19 protein-coding genes are annotated in these 16,277 nt (G+C 71.6%); 9 read left to right on the top strand and 10 right to left on the bottom strand.

Annotation, left to right across the window (positions count from 1 at the left end; genetic code table 11):
- The first annotated feature begins 11 nt into the window (after positions 1-11).
- Positions 12-911: an ABC transporter substrate-binding protein gene (locus tag ABZU43_RS10350; protein ID WP_355006207.1), complete on the top strand. Its 900-nt coding sequence runs from the start codon at positions 12-14 to the stop codon at positions 909-911.
- 95 nt (positions 912-1,006) lie between these two features.
- Here ABZU43_RS10350 and ABZU43_RS10345 read toward each other — a convergent pair whose 3' ends face one another.
- On the bottom strand, positions 1,007-1,207 hold the full coding sequence (locus ABZU43_RS10345; protein WP_355006206.1) for a hypothetical protein: 201 nt from the start codon (positions 1,205-1,207) through the stop codon (positions 1,007-1,009).
- A 209-nt stretch (positions 1,208-1,416) separates the two neighbouring features.
- Here ABZU43_RS10345 and ABZU43_RS10340 point away from each other — a divergent pair, with 209 nt between their 5' ends.
- Positions 1,417-2,031: a superoxide dismutase gene (locus ABZU43_RS10340; protein ID WP_355006205.1), complete on the top strand. Its 615-nt coding sequence runs from the start codon at positions 1,417-1,419 to the stop codon at positions 2,029-2,031.
- Positions 2,032-2,038: 7 nt separating this feature from the next.
- Complete coding sequence (locus tag ABZU43_RS10335) at positions 2,039-2,299, top strand: superoxide dismutase (protein ID WP_279517658.1); 261 nt, start codon at positions 2,039-2,041, stop codon at positions 2,297-2,299.
- Positions 2,300-2,372: 73 nt separating this feature from the next.
- On the opposite strand, the gene ABZU43_RS10330 is transcribed toward ABZU43_RS10335, so the two are convergent.
- The 5 genes from ABZU43_RS10330 to ABZU43_RS10310 are packed head-to-tail and all read right to left on the bottom strand — an operon-like array spanning position 2,373 to position 7,515.
- A complete protein-coding gene (locus ABZU43_RS10330; protein WP_355006204.1) occupies positions 2,373-3,053 on the bottom strand; it encodes an ATP-binding cassette domain-containing protein in 681 nt (226 codons plus the stop codon).
- The gene (locus ABZU43_RS10325; RefSeq protein ID WP_355006203.1) at positions 3,050-4,054 is read right to left on the bottom strand and encodes an ABC transporter ATP-binding protein; all 1,005 of its coding nucleotides are present in this window, start codon (positions 4,052-4,054) and stop codon (positions 3,050-3,052) included. Before ABZU43_RS10325 ends, ABZU43_RS10330 begins: the two co-directional genes overlap by 4 nt.
- The gene (locus ABZU43_RS10320) at positions 4,051-4,935 is read right to left on the bottom strand and encodes an ABC transporter permease (protein ID WP_355006202.1); all 885 of its coding nucleotides are present in this window, start codon (positions 4,933-4,935) and stop codon (positions 4,051-4,053) included. Before ABZU43_RS10320 ends, ABZU43_RS10325 begins: the two co-directional genes overlap by 4 nt.
- Positions 4,928-5,947: an ABC transporter permease gene (locus ABZU43_RS10315; RefSeq protein ID WP_355006201.1), complete on the bottom strand. Its 1,020-nt coding sequence runs from the start codon at positions 5,945-5,947 to the stop codon at positions 4,928-4,930. The genes ABZU43_RS10320 and ABZU43_RS10315 overlap by 8 nt, the downstream gene beginning before the upstream one ends.
- Positions 5,917-7,515: an ABC transporter substrate-binding protein gene (locus ABZU43_RS10310; RefSeq protein ID WP_355006200.1), complete on the bottom strand. Its 1,599-nt coding sequence runs from the start codon at positions 7,513-7,515 to the stop codon at positions 5,917-5,919. Before ABZU43_RS10310 ends, ABZU43_RS10315 begins: the two co-directional genes overlap by 31 nt.
- A gap of 188 nt (positions 7,516-7,703) precedes the next feature.
- Here ABZU43_RS10310 and ABZU43_RS10305 point away from each other — a divergent pair, with 188 nt between their 5' ends.
- Complete coding sequence (locus ABZU43_RS10305) at positions 7,704-8,204, top strand: signal peptidase II (RefSeq protein WP_355006199.1); 501 nt, start codon at positions 7,704-7,706, stop codon at positions 8,202-8,204.
- Here ABZU43_RS10305 and ABZU43_RS10300 read toward each other — a convergent pair.
- Genes ABZU43_RS10300 through ABZU43_RS10285 form a run of 4 tightly spaced genes read right to left on the bottom strand, consistent with a single transcriptional unit; the run spans position 8,193 to position 11,692 of the window.
- Positions 8,193-8,795 (bottom strand): LUD domain-containing protein, encoded by a 603-nt coding sequence (locus tag ABZU43_RS10300; protein WP_355006198.1) that lies wholly within the window; start codon positions 8,793-8,795, stop codon positions 8,193-8,195. The genes ABZU43_RS10305 and ABZU43_RS10300 overlap by 12 nt on opposite strands.
- Positions 8,792-10,237: a LutB/LldF family L-lactate oxidation iron-sulfur protein gene (locus ABZU43_RS10295; protein WP_355006197.1), complete on the bottom strand. Its 1,446-nt coding sequence runs from the start codon at positions 10,235-10,237 to the stop codon at positions 8,792-8,794. Before ABZU43_RS10295 ends, ABZU43_RS10300 begins: the two co-directional genes overlap by 4 nt.
- Positions 10,234-10,944 (bottom strand): (Fe-S)-binding protein, encoded by a 711-nt coding sequence (locus tag ABZU43_RS10290; protein ID WP_355006196.1) that lies wholly within the window; start codon positions 10,942-10,944, stop codon positions 10,234-10,236. The genes ABZU43_RS10295 and ABZU43_RS10290 overlap by 4 nt, the downstream gene beginning before the upstream one ends.
- Positions 10,945-10,972: 28 nt before the next feature.
- Entirely contained in the window at positions 10,973-11,692 is a 720-nt protein-coding gene (locus ABZU43_RS10285; protein WP_355006195.1) for a GntR family transcriptional regulator, read from the bottom strand.
- 112 nt (positions 11,693-11,804) lie between these two features.
- Between ABZU43_RS10285 and ABZU43_RS10280 the strand changes: the two genes are divergently transcribed.
- From ABZU43_RS10280 to ABZU43_RS10260, 5 genes are all read left to right on the top strand, one after another.
- On the top strand, positions 11,805-12,644 hold the full coding sequence (locus ABZU43_RS10280; RefSeq protein WP_355006194.1) for a fumarylacetoacetate hydrolase family protein: 840 nt from the start codon (positions 11,805-11,807) through the stop codon (positions 12,642-12,644).
- A gap of 26 nt (positions 12,645-12,670) precedes the next feature.
- Positions 12,671-13,432 (top strand): SDR family oxidoreductase, encoded by a 762-nt coding sequence (locus tag ABZU43_RS10275; protein ID WP_355006193.1) that lies wholly within the window; start codon positions 12,671-12,673, stop codon positions 13,430-13,432.
- 138 nt (positions 13,433-13,570) lie between these two features.
- The gene (locus tag ABZU43_RS10270; protein WP_355006192.1) at positions 13,571-14,356 is read left to right on the top strand and encodes a hypothetical protein; all 786 of its coding nucleotides are present in this window, start codon (positions 13,571-13,573) and stop codon (positions 14,354-14,356) included.
- Between the two features lie 154 nt (positions 14,357-14,510).
- Positions 14,511-15,509 (top strand): RNA polymerase subunit sigma-70, encoded by a 999-nt coding sequence (locus tag ABZU43_RS10265; protein WP_355006191.1) that lies wholly within the window; start codon positions 14,511-14,513, stop codon positions 15,507-15,509.
- A gap of 5 nt (positions 15,510-15,514) precedes the next feature.
- A complete protein-coding gene (locus ABZU43_RS10260; protein WP_355006190.1) occupies positions 15,515-16,255 on the top strand; it encodes a DUF6069 family protein in 741 nt (246 codons plus the stop codon).
- Positions 16,256-16,277: the final 22 nt, after the last annotated feature.

Genomic DNA, 16,277 nt, shown 5'->3' with positions numbered 1-16,277 from the left:
GGCAGGCGGTTGTGCGCATCGTTTCCCTGCTGCCGGCGGCTACGGACATCGTGGCCATGCTCGGCCTGACCGGGCACCTGGTCGGCCGTACCCACGAGTGTGACTGGCCGCCGGGGGCCCTGGCCGACGTCCCGGCGGTGACCGCGACGTCCCTCCCGGAGACCTTGACCAGCCGGGAGATCTCGGCGGCGATCGCCGGTGACGCGCACCGAGGCTCGTCGTTGTACCAGCTCGACGTCGCCATGCTGGAGGGGTTGAAGCCGGATCTGATCCTGACCCAGGATCTGTGCGACGTGTGTGCGGTCTCCTACCAGCGGGTCAACGACGCGGTTGGTCTGATCGATCTCGACACCACTGTGATGTCCCTGGAGGCGCGGACCATCGGCGGGATCCTGGACACTGTCGATGCCGTGGCCGCGCTGACCGGCACCGAAGGCCGGGCGGCGGAGATCCGAGCCGACGCCGAGCGTCGCCTCGCCGCGTTGCCAGGGCCGGTGCCCGGCGCGCCGACGGTGCTGTTCGTCGAGTGGCTCGACCCGTTGATGCCGGGCGGGCACTGGGTGCCGGAGCAAATCGCCCATGCGGGTGGGCGGTCTCTGCTGCTCGGGCCGGGCGCGCACAGCACCCCGCACCGGTGGTCGGTGGTCGCGGATCTGGCTCCCGAGGTGGTGGTGTTCGGGCCGTGTGGGTTCACGCCCGAGCGAACCTTCGACGAGTTGTCCGTGGCGACCGCGCAGCCCGGTTGGGCGGACCTGCCCGCGGTCCGTCAGGGGCAGGTGTGGTTGGTCGACGGGCCTGCCTACTTCAACCGCCCCGGCCCGCGAGTCGTCGACGGCGCGGAGATCCTCGCCGGCATCCTCGCCGACCGCCCCGACTCCCGCGCTCGGCGGGTGCCCCTCGACGTCGGTTGACACTGCCGCGCCTGACCGGCCGGGAAGGACATCGGTGGCGCCGGCGAAGCCAGGGCCACGGTGGGGCGGCGGCAGACCACCGCCCCACCGTGCGCTCAGGGGAGCGTGCTGCGGACTTTGGCAGCGGCCGCGACGACGCGGGTCAGGGCTTGTTCGACCTCTGCGTACCCGCGGGTCTTCAGGCCGCAGTCCGGGTTGACCCAGAGCCGACGGCGGGTACCGCGGCGACGGCGCGACGCAGGGCGTCGGTGACCTCCGCCTGTTCCGGTACACGCGGGAGTGGATGTCGTACGCACCGGGCCGGACACCGCGCTGGTAGCCGGTGGTGGGCAGGTCGTCGAGGATCTCCATCTTCGACCGGGACGCCTCGATGCTGGTGACGTCGGCGTGAACCCGCACCGGGGTGCCACGTCCGTGATCAATCACGTCCCCTGACGACAATCCGGCTCTTGTTGCACGACAATGGCAACAGCCAAACTGTGGCAGCAATGAGAGGACGTGCCCCATGGCCGTGTACAACCTGCCCGACCTGCCCTACGACTACGGCGCGCTCGAACCCGCCATGTCCGGCGAGATCCTGGAGCTGCACCACGACAAGCACCACGCCGCGTACGTCAAGGGCGCCAACGACGGGCTGGACAAGCTCGCCGAGGCACGCGACAAGGGCGATTACGGGACCCTCGTCGGTTTGGAGAAGACGTTCGCGTTCAACCTGTCCGGGCATGTCCTGCACTCGATCTTCTGGAACAACCTGTCTCCGGACGGTGGTGACCGCCCCGACGGTGAGTTGGCGGCGGCGATCGACGAGCACTTCGGCTCCTTCGACGGCTTCGCCGGTCAACTGTCCGCGGCGACCAAGGGTGTGCAGGGTTCCGGCTGGGGTGTCCTGGCCTGGGAGCCGCTGAGCCAGCGGCTGATCGTGGAACAGGTCTACGACCACCACGGCAACGTCGGGCAGGGCTCCACCCCGATCCTGGTGTTCGACGCCTGGGAGCACGCCTACTACCTGCAGTACCGCAACGTCCGCCCGGACTACGTGGACCGGCTGTGGAACCTGGTCAACTGGACCGACGTCATCTCGCGTTTCGACGCCGCCCGCGCCGCCACCCCGAAGATCTGATTCCGGCGTGAGCGGGTACACCCCCGAAGCGGCCGAGATCGTTCAGCGCGCGGCTGGGGTCATCGCGGCCAAACACCGTGGTGACCTCGCCGGCGCTGAAGCGCTGATGTCGGCGTTCAGCTCTGAGCAGGCCCGCACCCTCGGCTTCTACCTGCTGGCCGATCTCGCACTCGGCCTGGTCAAGGCGCAGAGCGGCCAGTCGATGGACGACCTGGTCCGGGAGTTGTCTCTGCTCCTGGCCGACACCGCGCAGTCCCCGCCAGCATGATGGTCCGCTGGGTTCCGCCTCAGGCGGAACCCAGCGGACAACCCCAGCTCCACCGCTCACTTGAGCGGGGACGTCAGGCCAATGCGGCTGCCGTGCTGGCCAGGTCGACGATCCGGTCACTCCAGCGGGCCAGCAGGGTCTGGTCGTGGCTGATGACCAGGACCCCGGCCTGCTGGGTCCGCTGGTAGTCGCGGATGACGGCGGCGACGTGCGCCTGAGTCGAGGCGTCCAGCATCGCGGTGGCCTCGTCGCAGAGCAGGTAGTCCGGGCGGTGTGCCAGGGCCCGGGCGAGGCAGGCGCGTTGCAGTTGCCCGTCGGAGACGGCGTGTGGCCGTCGGCTGCGCAGGTCGGCGGTGAGGCCGACGAGGTCGGCGAGTTCGGCCACCCGTTCGCGGACCGCCGGCTCGGGCGTCCGGGTGGCGCGTAGCGGTTCGGCGATCAGGTCGGCGAGGCTCAGTCGGGGGTCGGCGGCGGCACGCGGGCTCTGGAAGAGGGCGGCGACGCGGGTCCGCAGGGCGACCGGTACGGCGTACCGGATGCCGTCGACCGGTGTGCCGTCGATGCTGACCCGACCCTGATCGGGGCGGTGCAGCAGGGCAAGGACCCGAACCAGCGTCGACTTTCCGCAGCCGGAGGGCCCGCGCAGCCCGACCGTCTCTCCGCGGCCGATCCGCACTGTGACGCCGTCGAGGACGACCTGGCGGCCGTAGGAGACGGTCACCTCGTCGGCGAGCAGGTGCTGCGGGCTGGTCACGTGGTGGCTCCCGTGGGTATCGGGTGGTGGCAGGCCACAGTGCCGCCACCGGCGACCGGTGTCGGCTCTGGTCGGTCCGCGCAGGTGTCGGTGCGGCGCGGGCAGCGGGGTGCGAACGCGCAGCCGGGTGGCAGCGCGGTGAGCATTGGCGGGTCGCCCGGCACCGGCCGGAAGGCCCGGTCCGGCAGGGCGTCGAGCAACGCCGAGGCGTACGGGTGGGCCGGCGCGGTGAAGAGCTGGTCGGTGTCGCGGTGTTCCACGATGCGGCTGGCGTACATCACGGCGACGGTGTCGGCGACCCGTTGCGCGGCGGCCAGGTCGTGCGTGATGAGCACGACTGCGGAGCCGTTGTCGCAGCGACGTCTCAGCAGGTCGAGGGTGTGGTCGACCAGGGGTCGGTCCAGCCCGGTGGTGGGCTCGTCGGCGATGAGCAGCGACGGGTCGGGTGCCAGCGCCAGCGCGGTGACCAGACGCTGTGCCATGCCACCGGAGAGTTCGTGGGGGTAGCGGTCCAGGTCCGCCGGGTCGAGCCCGACATCGACAGCGAGCTGGTCGGCGTCGGCGCGGTCGCGGCCGTGCGCCCGCAGCGTCTCGGCGAGCAGTCGGCGTCCGGTGCGCACCGGGTTCAGGGCGGTGGCCGGGCTCTGCGGCACCAGCCCGACGCGGCGCCCGCGCACCCTGCGCGCCAGGTGGCGCTGACCGCAGGTGATCAGGTCGACCGGTTCGCTGTCCCTGGCGTGCAGGACGGCGTGGCCGGTGGTCGTGGCGTTGCCGGGTAGCAGGCCGAGCAGGGCGTGGGCCAGGACGGACTTGCCGCAGCCGGACTCGCCGACGATGGCCAGCAGTTCGCCGGCCCGTACGGTGAGGCTGAGGTCGGTGACGGCACGCACCGTCGTGTCGCGGAGCCGGAACTCGACGCCGAGGCCGTCCACTGTGAGCAGCGGCTGACCCGCGGCGGCGCGGGGAGACGCGAGGGCCGAAACGGATTCGGTGGTGGTCACAGGTGCAGCTCCGCTCGGATCCGGGGATCGAGGCGGTCGCGCCAGCGGGCGGCGAGGACCGCGATGGCGAGGGTGACGACGACGATGACCGCGCCCGGTGCCAGGCTCGCCCACCAGGCACCGGTCAGCAGCGACCCCTGGCCGTCATTGATCATGTTGCCCAGTGAGGCGAGGTGTGGAGGCAGGCCGAGGCCGAGGAACGACAGGGCGGTCTCGTGCCACACCGCGTGCGGGATCATCAGGGTGGTGGCCAGCGCCAGCCGGGGCAGGACGTGCGGCAGCAGGTGCCGGGTGAGGACCCGGAGTCGGCCCGCCCCACCGCTGATGGCGGCGTCGATGAACGGTCGGGTCCGCAGGCTCAGCAACTCGGATCGGACGATCCGGGCGGTGGAGAGCCAGTGGGTGAGCCCGACGGAGGCGATCACGGCACCGAGGCTGGGACGCAGCATGGCGACGATGAAGATGCCCAGCAGCAGGTGGGGCATCGCGGCGATGGTGTCCACGACCCGCATCAGGATCCGGTCGACCCGGCCGCCGAGCGTGCCGGCGATCCCGCCGACCACGCCCCCGAGAACCGTGGCCACGAGGGCGGCGACCGCGCCGACGAGCAACGAGACCCGCAGTCCGTAGACGGCCCGGTGTGCCACGTCGCGGCCCAGGTCGTCGGTGCCGGCGAGGTGGGTCCAGGACGGTGCCAACCGGGTCTGGTCCAGCGCGACCGCGCTCTGGTCGAGTGGCCAGACGAGCGGTGCGAGCAGCGAGCCGGCGACTGCCACCAGCAGGACCAGACCGGCGATGACGACACCGGTCTGGCCGGGTCGCAGCCGCAGCCGGGACCGGGCCAGGTGGAGCAGCGGCGGTCGGGTGACAAGGTCAGCCATCGAGTCGCACCCTCGGGTCGGCGGCGGCGTAGGCGAGGTCGGTCGTGAGGTTCGCGGCCAGCACCACGGCGGTGGTGACCAGCGTGATCGCCGCCAACAGCGGGAAGTCGCTGCCCAGCGCGGCGGCCACCGTGACGGCACCGAGGCCCGGCAGCGAGAACACCGTCTCGACGAGCACCGCCCCGCCGACCAGCTCGGGCAGGTGGGTGCCGACCAGGGTGAGGAACGGCAGCAGCGCGGTCCGTAAGGCGTGCCCGAACAGGACCGTCCGCCCGGGCAACCCGCGGGCCCGCGCCGCGAGCACGTGGTCGTCGCGCATGCTCTCCGCCACCGCGTCCCTGACGAACAGCACGAACCACGGCGCCTGGGAAACGGCCAGCACTCCGACCGGCAGGATCAGGTGGTGCGCCACGTCGCCCCAGGAGGTGCTGGTCGCCGTGACATCGGTGAGCCCGCCCGCCGGAAACCAGCCCAGGGCCAGCGCGAACACGGCGATCGCGGCCAGGCCCAGCCAGAACACCGGCATCGACTCGACCGCGTAGGCGGCCGCCCGCAAACCCCGGTCGAAGAACCCACCCCTGCGGTACGCGGCCAGCGCGCCCAGCAGCAGACTGCCGACCAGGACCAGGGCGAGGGTCACCCCGATCAGCAACAGCGTCCAGCCGGCGCGGGCGGAGAGCACCGAGGCGACCGGCTCGTGACGACTCGTCGACCAGCCCAGATCGCCCTGGAGCAGGTTGCCGATCCAGCGCAGGTACTGCACCGGCAGTGGGTCGTCGAGACCCCAGTTGGCGCGGATCTGCGCCAGGTTCTCCTCGCTGGAGGTGAAGGCCGCCGCGCCCGCGTACTGCTTGGCGGGGTCCACCGGCGAGGCGGCACCCAGGGCGAACATCCCGATGCTCGTCGCGGCGAGCACGGGCACGGCTACCAGGAGGCGGCGTCGGACCACCACCCCGGCCCCGGCCAGTCGCCCGGAGCGGGTCACGAGCGCGTCCAGGTGTTGATGTTCCACCAGATGCTGTTCGCCACCCCGTGCTCGTGCGCCTCGACCCGGGGGGCCGCGCCCTGGACGGAGGACTTCAGCACGTAGGTGTGCCGTAGGTAGGTGAGGAACAGCCACGGCACGTCGGCGGCCAACTGCTTCTGGAACTGCGCGTACGCGGCCTTGCGGAGAGGCGGGTCGATCTGGTCGCGGCCCTCCTGCAGAGCGCGGTCCGTCACCTCGGAGCGGTACGAGCCAGGGTTGAAGTAGCCCTGCCCGGCGAACTGGGAGCTGAACAGCTTGTACGAGACGAAGTCCGGGTCGTACGGCGTGCCGTAGCCCATCAGCAGGGCGTCGGACTTCATTCGCGGGTCGATGGCGTCCCAGGTGAGCCCGGCCGGGGTGACCTCGATGCCGATCTTCTTCGCGTCGGCGGTGACGGCCAGGGCCAGGTCCTTGCGCAGGGTGTCGGTTGCCGGGTACATCAGCGTGAACCGGGCCGGCCGGCCGTCCTTGGCCCGCACCCCACCCGAACCGGGCTTCCAGCCGGCCGCGTCGAGCAGCGCGCTCGCCGCCGTCGCGTCGGCGGTCGGCGTGCCGACTGTCGAAGGGTCGGCGAACTCGGAGGTCGGGGGGACCGGTCCGAACGCCGGCTCGCCGGCGCCACCGAGGATTCCGGACACCATCGCGGCCCGGTCGACGGCGAGGTTGAGCGCCCGGCGGACCGCCGGGTCGGCGAGGACCGGGTTGCCCATCGGCAGCATCACGCCCCGGTAGTCGGCGGTCGGCACCCGCTGCACCCGGTACGCGGTGTCGGAGTCGAATCCGGAGGCGAGCTTCGGCGGCAGCTCGGCGGCGTCGAACTCGCCGGCCCGCATCCGCTGGGCGCGGACGTTGTCGTCGGCGACGAACGCCACCACGACCCGGTTGTTCGCCGGTCGACCACCGAAGTAGCGCTCGTTCGCGGTGAGCACCAGTCGGTCACCCGGCGTCCAGGACTCGACCCTGTACGGCCCGGTCCCGATCGGCTTCCGGTTGAACCCGGTGGTGTTGATGTCCTGCCCGCTGAGCAGCTTCGACGGCACGATGCCGAGGGTGAGTCGCTGGAGGAACGGCGCGTACGGGTAGCGCAGCCGGAACACGACGGTGGCCGCGTCGGGCGCGGTCACCGACTCCACCATGTCCAGGTCGGAGCGGAGCGTGGAGTCCACAGTCGGGTCCAGCACCGCCTGGTAGGTGAAGGCGACGTCCGCCGCGCTCAGCGTGGTGCCGTCGTGGAACTGCACCCCGTCACGCAGTTTCGCGGTCACTGTGCGTCCGTCGGCGGACAGCGCCGGCAATGCCGTGGCCAGCCCAGGAACGAGCCGGTTGTCACTGTCGCGGGCGACGAGCCCGTCGAAGATCAGCGCGGCGCCGTCGACGCCGAAGTTGAGCACCGGGTTCAGCGCGTCGGGCTCGTCGGAGGTGGCCACGACCAGGGTCGCGCCGCCGGCTGGGCTGTCCGGGGTGGTCGGGGCCGAGCAGCCGACGAGGACGAGCATCCCGGCCGCTGCTGTCAACGCCACGAGGCGTCGGAAGGTCGGACGGATCCGGGTCACGGAACGCTCCTGTGGTGTGGGGAACGGGGTGTGGGCGCGCAGGTGCAGCCGCCTACAGTTGATGATCACGGTGGCACAGTTGCAAGTTCTTTGCAATTGCCACACACCTGCATCATGCCCGGCGCGGCCCGTCGGAAAGGCCCTCGCTCCGGTGGTGACGGTCACCGGTGACCGGCTAGGGTTCCGGGATGTTCCGCGCCGTCGTGTTGATCGCTGCCGTGGTGCTCGCCGCCGATCAGGCCACCAAGTTCTGGGCCGAGTCAGCGCTGTCCGACGGGCAGACCATCACGCTCCTCGGTGAGCTGCTGCAACTGCGCCTCTTGTACAACCCGGGTGCTGCCTTCTCGATCGGCTCCGCGTACACCTGGATCTTCGCGGTGTTCGCCGCGGCGGCGGTGGTCGCGGTGACGGTGGTGGCCCGGCGGGTCACGTCGCGTCCCTGGGCGGTGGCGTTGGGCCTGGTGCTCGGCGGCGCGACGACGCACCTGCTGGACCGACTCTTCCGCGAGCCGGGGTTCGCGCGGGGGCACGTGGTGGACTTCATCGACTACGCCGGGTTCTTCGTCGGCAACGTCGCCGACATCGCCCTGGTGGTCGGCGTGGGCATCGTCATGCTGCTCAACGTGCGCGGCGTCCCGCTGCGGGACCCGGCGGGCGAGACCCGCGAGCAGGTGTCGTCAGACTCCTGAGCTGACCAGGACGACCTCCAGGCGGCGCGGGCCGTGCACTCCCTCGACCCGGTTCAGCTCGATGTCGCTCGTCGCTGACGGGCCCGAGATCCAGGTCAGAGGCGCGCGTGGGTCCAGCCGGGCCAGCGCCTCCGGCAGCAGGCCGACGACCTGGTCGGTGCGGACGACACAGATGTGCCGGTCGGGCACCAGGGTGAGCGCGCGTCGCCCCTGCGTCGGGCCGGCGTCGAGGATGATGGTTCCCGTGTCGGCGACCGCCACGGCACAGCCGGTCAGGACCGCATCCAGGCCGTCGAGCGCGGCCGGTGACAGCGGGGGCGCATCGCGGTGCAGCTCTCCGGCGTAGCCGTCCAGCCAATGGGCGGGGGTGTCGGTGGGAACGGCGAGCCGGCCGACCTCGCCGAGCAGCCGGTGCAGGGCCTCGGTGCCACGGTGGACGACGGCCCGGTAGTCCTCCAGGCGGTCGACGAGGGTTTCGATCAGGTCGGGGTGGTCGCCGACCCGGCGATAGCGGCGGGGCACCTGCACCGGCGGCGGGCTGTCGGCCAGGGCTGTCCGGAGCCGCGCCAGGATCTCGTCACGTGCGCTCACTGTTTTCCCCACCATTCGCGGAAGGTCTGCGGCGCGGGCAGCGGCAGGTCACGCGACCGGGTCCACGCCGACGCGGGCCAGGGCAGTCGCCGCAGCGTGCGAGCGCCGGTGCGCCGCTGACGGTACGCCCCGAGCGGCCCCGCGCCGGCCCGGGCCAGGCGCAGGGCGGCGGCCCAACGTCGGGGGCTGCGCATCACCCAGGACAGGAGCCGCATGGTGGCCCGTTCCGCCGGCGGGTGCGGTGCCTGCTGGCGGAGGTGGACCAGAATCTCCGGAATGTTGATCTTCACGGGGCACACGTCGTAGCAGGCGCCGCAGAGGGTCGACGCGTACGGCAGTGAGGCGTTGTCGGCAACGCCGGTCAGCTGCGGCGACAGGATCGCGCCGATCGGGCCCGGGTACACCGAGCCGTACGCGTGCCCGCCGGCCCGTTCGTACACCGGGCAGACGTTGAGGCACGCGGAGCAGCGAATGCAGGACAGCGCGGGCCGTCCGACCGGGTCGGCGAGCACAGCGGAGCGGCCATTGTCGACGAGCACGACGTGCACGTCCTGCGGGCCGTCCCCGGGGGTGACACCGGTCCACATCGAGGTGTACGGGTTCATCCGCTCACCGGTCGAGGACCGCGGCAGCAGTTGCAGGAAGACCTCCAGGTCGGTGAAGGTCGGCAGCAGCTTCTCGACGCCGACGACGCTGATCAGCGTCTCGGGGAGGGTGAGGCACATGCGGCCGTTGCCCTCGGACTCGACCACCACGAGGGTGCCGGTGTCGGCGACGGCGAAGTTCGCGCCGGAGACGGCGACCCGGGCCGAGAGGAAACGCCGTCGCAGGTGAGCGCGGGCCGCCTCGGCCAGCGCGGCCGGCTCGTCGCTCAGGTCGGGCGGCGCGTCGGCCATGCGACGTTCGAAGATCTCCCGGATCTGGGCCCGGTTGTAGTGGATCGCCGGCACCAGGATGTGCGAGGGGGTGTCCTCGCCGAGCTGCACGATCAGCTCGGCGAGGTCGGTCTCGTACGCGGCGATCCCGGCGGCCTCCAGCGCCTCGTTGAGCTCGATCTCCTGGGTCGCCATCGACTTGACCTTCACGACCTCGTCGGCCCCGGTGGCCCGGGTCAGCTCGACCACGATCCGGCACGCCTCGGCCGCGTCGCGCGCCCAGTGCACAGTGGCGCCGGCGGCGGTGACGGACGCCTCGAACTGCTCCAGCAACTCCGGTAACCGACGTTGGACGTCCGCCTTGATCGCCGAGCCGGCGTCGCGCAGAGCCTCCCAGTCGGGTACCTCGTCGACGACCCGGGCTCGCTTGGCCCGGATGGTGCGGGTGGCCCGGTGCAGGTTGGCCCGGAGTTGCGGGTCGGCGACGGCCGGCCTGGCGGCGGTGGGGAACGGCAGCGGGGTGCGGATCCGCCCGCCCCCGGTGGCGGGTGCGACCGGATGGCTCATGAGCTGGCTCCCGTCTCGGCGAGAATGTCGGCGTAGTGCACGGCCCGTACGCCTGAGCGGTGGCGGTCGAGACCGCCGCCGATGTGCGCCAGGCAGGAGTTGTCGGCAGCGGCGAGCACCCGTGCGCCGGTGTCGCGGACCCGGGCGCACTTGTCGGTGAGCATGGCGGTGGAGACGTCCGGGTTCTTCAGTGCGAACGTGCCCCCGAAGCCACAGCACTCCTCGGCGTCGCCCAGCTCGACCAGGTGGATTCCGCGCACCTGGCGCAGCAGGGTCAGCGGTCGGTCGCCGAGACGCAGCATCCGCAGGCCGTGGCAGGTCGGGTGGTAGGTGACCGTCTCCGGGAACTCGGCGCCGACGTCGGTGACGCCGAGAACGTCGACGAGCAACTCGGACAGCTCGTACGTGCGGGCGGCCACCGACGTGGCCGGCGCGTGCAGGCGCGGGTACTGGTCGCGGATCATCGCGGTGCACGACCCGGACGGCGCGACGATGGCGTCGTAGGAGTCGAAGACGTCGACGTAGTTGCGCACCAGAGGCATGGCCTCGGCCCGGTAACCCGTGTTGGCGTGCATCTGCCCGCAGCAGGTCTGGTCGGCGGGGAAGTCGACGGTGTGGCCGAGTCGCCGCAGGATGCGGGTGACCGCGATGCCGGTGGCCGGGAAGGCGAGGTCGTTGACGCAGGTGATGAAGAGGGCGATCCGCATGGCGGCTCCTCGGATCTGTGGGGGTGGGTCAGGCCGAGTCGCGGGGTGTCGCGGGGGTTGGGAGCCGGTCGAAGGCGGGCAGATGGCGCTCCCGGGCGGCGCTGAGGTGCGCCCGCATCGCCTCGGTGGCGGCTGTCGCGTCGCCGGCGACGATGGCGGCGGCGATGCGCTGGTGCTCGGTGTTGGTGTCCGGTGCGCCGGCGACCGGAAAGTAGAGCCGGTGCAGGTGCAGGTGTGAGTGCAGCCGCGTGATGGTGTCCCGCAGCAACGGGCTGCCGGAGACCTCGGCGATCAGGTCGTGGAACGTCGCGTCCAGTGCGGTGAAGGCGGCGTGGCGGCGATATCCGTCGCCGGCCTCCACGTCGATGCTCGCCGCCGCCTCGACGCTGATCCGTTGGCGCGCTTCGTCGGAGGCGTGGGTGGCGGCCCGCCCGGCGGTGGCGCCCTCCAGCAGTTGCCGGACGTCGAACAGGTCGTCGAACTCGGCACGGCTCAACAGTGGCGTCGTGGTGTAGCCGGAGAGTGGGCGTTTGCGGACCAGGCCGTCGGCCTCCAGCCTCGCGAGGGCCTCACGGACGGGGGTGGGGGAGACGTCGAGCTCCCGGGCGAGCGCGTCGATGTTGACCCGCTCGCCAGGCGGAAGGATGTGGTCCATGACCAGCGTCTTTATCGACTCGTAGACGTCCTCGGCGAGGGTGAGTCGACGGGCGGGGCGGAGTCGACCCTCGCGAGGTTCCTGCTGGGCCATCTCGTCTCCTCAGCGACCCCTTGACTGTGCCGGTGTGAGCGAGTACACACGAGCCGAACAGCATCCTATAGGAAATTGGGTTCTCAGCGACCCAGGCGGTGGAGGTTGGTTCGTGAGATTCATGCGCGTCGGGCCGGTGGGACGGGAACGCCCCGTGCTGTACGTCGATGGGCGGCACTTCGACCTCTCGTCGCTCACCGTCGACATCGACGGCGAGTTCCTTGCCGGCGACGGCGTCCGGCGTGCCCGCGAGGCCACCGACCTTCCCGAGATCGACGTCACCGGGCAGCGGGTCGGCGCGCCGATCGCCCGGCCGGGTGTGGTGCTCTGCGTCGGGCAGAACTACGCCGCACACGCCGCCGAGTCCGGTGCCGCGCCACCGTCCGAACCGATCATCTTCTACAAGGCGCCCAACACCGTCGTCGGCCCGTACGACGAGGTCCTGATCCCGCGCGGATCGACGAAGACCGACTGGGAGGTGGAGCTGGCGGTGGTGATCGGCCGAACGGCACGCTACCTCGCCTCACCGGCCGACGCCCTCGGGCACATCGCCGGGTACGTGCTGTCCAACGACGTCTCCGAGCGGGACTTCCAACTCGCGGTCTCCGGCGGCCAGTGGTCCAAGGGCAAGTCCTGTGAGACGTTCCAACCGCTCGGCCCGTGGCTGGTCACCGCCGACGAGATCGGCGACCCGCAGGCGCTGCGGCTGCGCTCCCGGGTCAACGGCGAGCCCCGCCAGGACTCCAGCACCAAAGACATGATCTTCGACGTGGCGTACCTGGTCTGGCACCTGTCCCAGTACACCGTCCTGGACCCGGGCGACGTCATCAACACGGGCACCCCGGAGGGAGTGGGACTCTCCGGCCGCTTCCCGTACCTGACCGTCGGCGATGTGATGGAGGTCGAGATCGACGGCCTCGGTCGGCAGCGCAACACGCTCCGGGACGCCTGATGCGGTGTGACGGTCTCGTGGCGGTGGTGACCGGAGGTGCATCGGGGATCGGCCTCGCCTGCGTGCGGGCGTTCGTCGCCGCCGGCGCCCGGGTGGGTGTCCTGGACCTGGAGCTGTCCGGGCTGCCCGAGACCCCCGGGGTGCTCGGCGTCCAGGCGGACGTGGCCGACCGGTCCTCCCTCACCGCGGCCGTCGCCTCGGTCGCGGAGACGTTCGGCGGCATCGACATCCTGGTGAACAACGCCGCCATCTCGGCCGTGGGCACTGTGCAGGAGAACGACGACGAGCAGTGGAGCCGGGTCCTCGACGTCAACGTCTCCGGCGTGGCCCGAACCAGCGCCGTCGCCCTGCCGTACCTGCGCCGGTCGTCGTCCGCGGCGATCGTCAACATCTCCTCGATCGCCGCGACCACCGGTCTGCCCAAACGCGCCCTCTACTCGGCGTCGAAGGGTGCCGTGCACGCCCTCACCCTCGCCATGGCCGCCGACCTGGTGACGGAGGGCGTCCGGGTCAACTGTGTCGCCCCCGGCACCGTCGACACGCCCTGGGTGGCCCGTCTGCTCGCCGGTGCGGCCGACCCGACGGCGGAGAAGCGGCAGTTGGCCGCCCGCCAGCCGACCGGCCGACTGGTGACCGCCGACGAGGTGGCCGCCACCGTCGTCTACCTGGCCTCGCCCGCGACCAGGTCGGTGACCGGTTCGTCGCTGCCGGTGGACGGCGGCATGTCCGGTCTGCGCCTGCCCGCCCCGGTCCCGCCCGTGGCCAATCCTGCCGAATCGGGCGCGTGACATGATTGCGGCATGGGGAAACAGCACGATGTCGGCGAGGCCGACCGTCACAGCGCGTCCGGCACCACCGCCCACCGTCCGATCGGTGGCGGCGCTGACGCTCGGCTCGCCCTCGCTCAGGACCCCACAACGCCACAAATGACCCTCATTGACCTGGCGTCCGACCCGTCGGTCCTGGTCCGCAAGGCGGTCGCCTCTCGGGCCGACGCACCCGCGCAGGCCCTGCGACCGCTCACCCGCGACCAGGATCGTCAGGTCCGGGAGGCAGTGGCGAGGAACCCCTCCACGTCGATCGCCAACCTCATGCGCCTGGTCAAGGACGACGACCGGTGGGTCCGCTGGGCGGTCGCCAGCAATCCGGCCTGTGACGAGTCGATCCGCCAGGTCATGTTGAAGACCTCGGACAAGGAGCTTCGCGGGCTCCTCGCGGAAAGTCGTCAACTGGAGCCGGAGCTGGCCGCCAAGCTGATCGACGACGTGTCACCCGAGGTGCGGGAACGACTCGGCACGCACACCCACGACCCCAACGTGATCGACGCCCTGCTGGCCGATCGCACCGCACGCGTACGCAAGGGGGTTGCCCGCAACCCGCGGACCACCGCCGCGCAGCGCAGCGCGCTCGCCGCGGACCCGGTGGTCGACGTCCGCGCCGCGCTGGTGCGGGCCGTCGAGCTGAGCGAGGGGGACCTCGCCCGCCTGGTCGACGACCGCGCGGTGCAGGTCCGACTGGCGATGGCGACGTCCGAGTTCGTCCCGGCGCACATCCGGGAGACGCTTACCCGCGACGCCGACGAGATGGTGGCCAGCGCGGCACGGGACTACCGCCCGGGGTCGGGCACCGCCTCCGCCGTTCGGGCGCCGCGCATCGCGCACCGGCCCTCCGCCACCGGCACGAGTCGATCGAGCGGCGGCACCTCGCACTAGCGCGACGACCGTCGCCTCCCGGCGACCCGTGCCTGCGGCCGGCGGGTCGCCTCCCGTCGCCTTCCAGGTCGTCCAGAGCGACCTGAGTGATGAGTTGTCGCATCCGCGCCCGTCATACCTGCGACAGGACATGACGAGGCGGAAGGATGACGTGATGAGTGCGGACACGCGGCTGCAGGAGCTGGGCGTGAGCGGTCTGGGCGAGGTCGACGAGCCGGCGTTCTCGGGGCTGGCGCAGCGGCACCGGCGGGAACTGCACGTGCACTGCTACCGGATGCTCGGCTCGTTCGAGGACGCCGAGGACACCGTGCAGGAGACGTTCCTGCGTGCCTGGCGGCGGCGGGAGACCTTCGAGGGGCGGTCGACGTTCCGGGCCTGGCTGTACCGGATCGCCACCAACGCCTGCCTGGACCTGCTCGCCAAGCGCCGCCCGGAGCCGGCGACCGGCGGCGAGGTGCTGTGGTTGCAGCCCTACCCGGACCGGTTGCTCGACGAGCTGCCCGCTGGCGACGCGGACGAGCCGGAGACCGTCGCCGTCGCGCGGGAGACGATCGAGCTGGCGTACCTGGTCGCGGTCCAGCACCTCGCGCCGCGTCCACGGGCCGTGCTGATCCTGCGGGACGTGCTCGGCTGGCCCGCCAGGGACGTCGCGGAGCTGCTCGGGGACTCGGTCAACTCGGTCAACAGTGCCTTGCAGCGGGCTCGCGCCGGCATGCGGGAGCACCTCCCCGCCGAGCGGCAGGACTGGACCGGCGGCGACGAGGACGCCGGCACGCGCGAGCTGGTGCGGCGCTTCACCGACGCCAGCGTGGCCACGAACGTCGACGCGCTCGCAGCCATGCTGCGAGACGACGTCCGCTATTCGATGCCGCCCACGCCGGGCCTGTACGTCGGCCGCGACGCGGTGGTGAACAGCTGGGTCGAGGACGGCTTTGATGGCATGAAGGGCCTGCGTGCGGTCCCCACCTCGGTGAACCGCCAGCCCGCCGTCGCCTTCTACCACTGGCGGGAGCAGGAAGGCGCGTACCTGCCGTTGACGATCGACGTCCTGCGCATCACAGGCGGCGCGATCACCGAGGTCTTCATCTTCCACGATGACCAGTTCCCGCGGCTCGGGCTGCCGGAACGCCTGCCGGCGGACGGCTCGGAGTAGTCCCGGTGCGGACGCTCACGCTGCACGGCGGCGCGCGTGCCGAGGTGGTCGCGGCGGAGTGGCACGACGCGTTCGGCGTGGTCACCAGCGGGCGCGTGCAGTTGGAGCTGCGCGACGGTGAGCCCGGGCCGGTCCTCGGGCGCGATGCCGGCTTCTGGCTGCGCGGCACCGGCGTCCGTGCGCTGTGCAACCCCGGCCGTCGCACGGCGCGAGTGCGTGTCTTCACGCCCGGTGCCGTCACACCTCAGTCAACACATCCGGTACGCCAGCCTCCGTCTGAAGGAGACGACATGAACAGCATGAAGGACACCGGGATCGTCGCCGGCCCGACATCGGGCCCACCCCGCTACACCCACCGATTCCGTGGGCTCGCCGGCACCGGCGTGATCGCCACGCTCGCGGCGATGGTGATCACCACCCTCGCCGCCGCGCTGGCCCGGGCCGCCGGCGTCGACTTCGAGATCCCAGACGGTGGCGAGACGATTCCGTTGTCCGGGATCGCCGTGGTGACCGGCTTCTTCTCGGTGGTGGGTGTGGTCATCGCCGTGGCGCTGCTGCGGTGGAGTGCTCGACCCGCCGACCGGTTCGTGTGGACGGCGGTGGCCCTGACCGTGATCTCGCTGGTCCCGCCCCTCATCTCCGGGGCGAACGCGGCCACCGTCACCGCCCTTGCCGGGCTGCACGTCGTCGCTGCGGCGGTGATGATCCCGGTCCTGACCCGGAGCCTTCGCTCCCGGACCGACTGAACGTTGCTGCCTCCGATGAGCG

This window comes from Micromonospora sp. NPDC005205 (assembly GCF_040608275.1).
GTDB lineage: Bacteria > Actinomycetota > Actinomycetes > Mycobacteriales > Micromonosporaceae > Micromonospora.
This window is presented reverse-complemented; position numbering and strand designations above follow the sequence as displayed.

What these genes read in the sequence shown, in the direction of transcription:
- ABZU43_RS10340 (WP_355006205.1), top strand. Translation starts at nt 1,417, where the DNA reads ATGGCCGTGTACAACCTGCCCGACCTGCCCTACGACTACGGCGCGCTC.
- ABZU43_RS10320 (WP_355006202.1), bottom strand. Translation starts at nt 4,935, where the DNA reads ATGGCTGACCTTGTCACCCGACCGCCGCTGCTCCACCTGGCCCGGTCC.
- ABZU43_RS10305 (WP_355006199.1), top strand. Translation starts at nt 7,704, where the DNA reads ATGTTCCGCGCCGTCGTGTTGATCGCTGCCGTGGTGCTCGCCGCCGAT.
- ABZU43_RS10295 (WP_355006197.1), bottom strand. Translation starts at nt 10,237, where the DNA reads ATGAGCCATCCGGTCGCACCCGCCACCGGGGGCGGGCGGATCCGCACC.
- ABZU43_RS10290 (WP_355006196.1), bottom strand. Translation starts at nt 10,944, where the DNA reads ATGCGGATCGCCCTCTTCATCACCTGCGTCAACGACCTCGCCTTCCCG.
- ABZU43_RS10285 (WP_355006195.1), bottom strand. Translation starts at nt 11,692, where the DNA reads ATGGCCCAGCAGGAACCTCGCGAGGGTCGACTCCGCCCCGCCCGTCGA.
- ABZU43_RS10270 (WP_355006192.1), top strand. Translation starts at nt 13,571, where the DNA reads ATGACCCTCATTGACCTGGCGTCCGACCCGTCGGTCCTGGTCCGCAAG.
- ABZU43_RS10265 (WP_355006191.1), top strand. Translation starts at nt 14,511, where the DNA reads ATGAGTGCGGACACGCGGCTGCAGGAGCTGGGCGTGAGCGGTCTGGGC.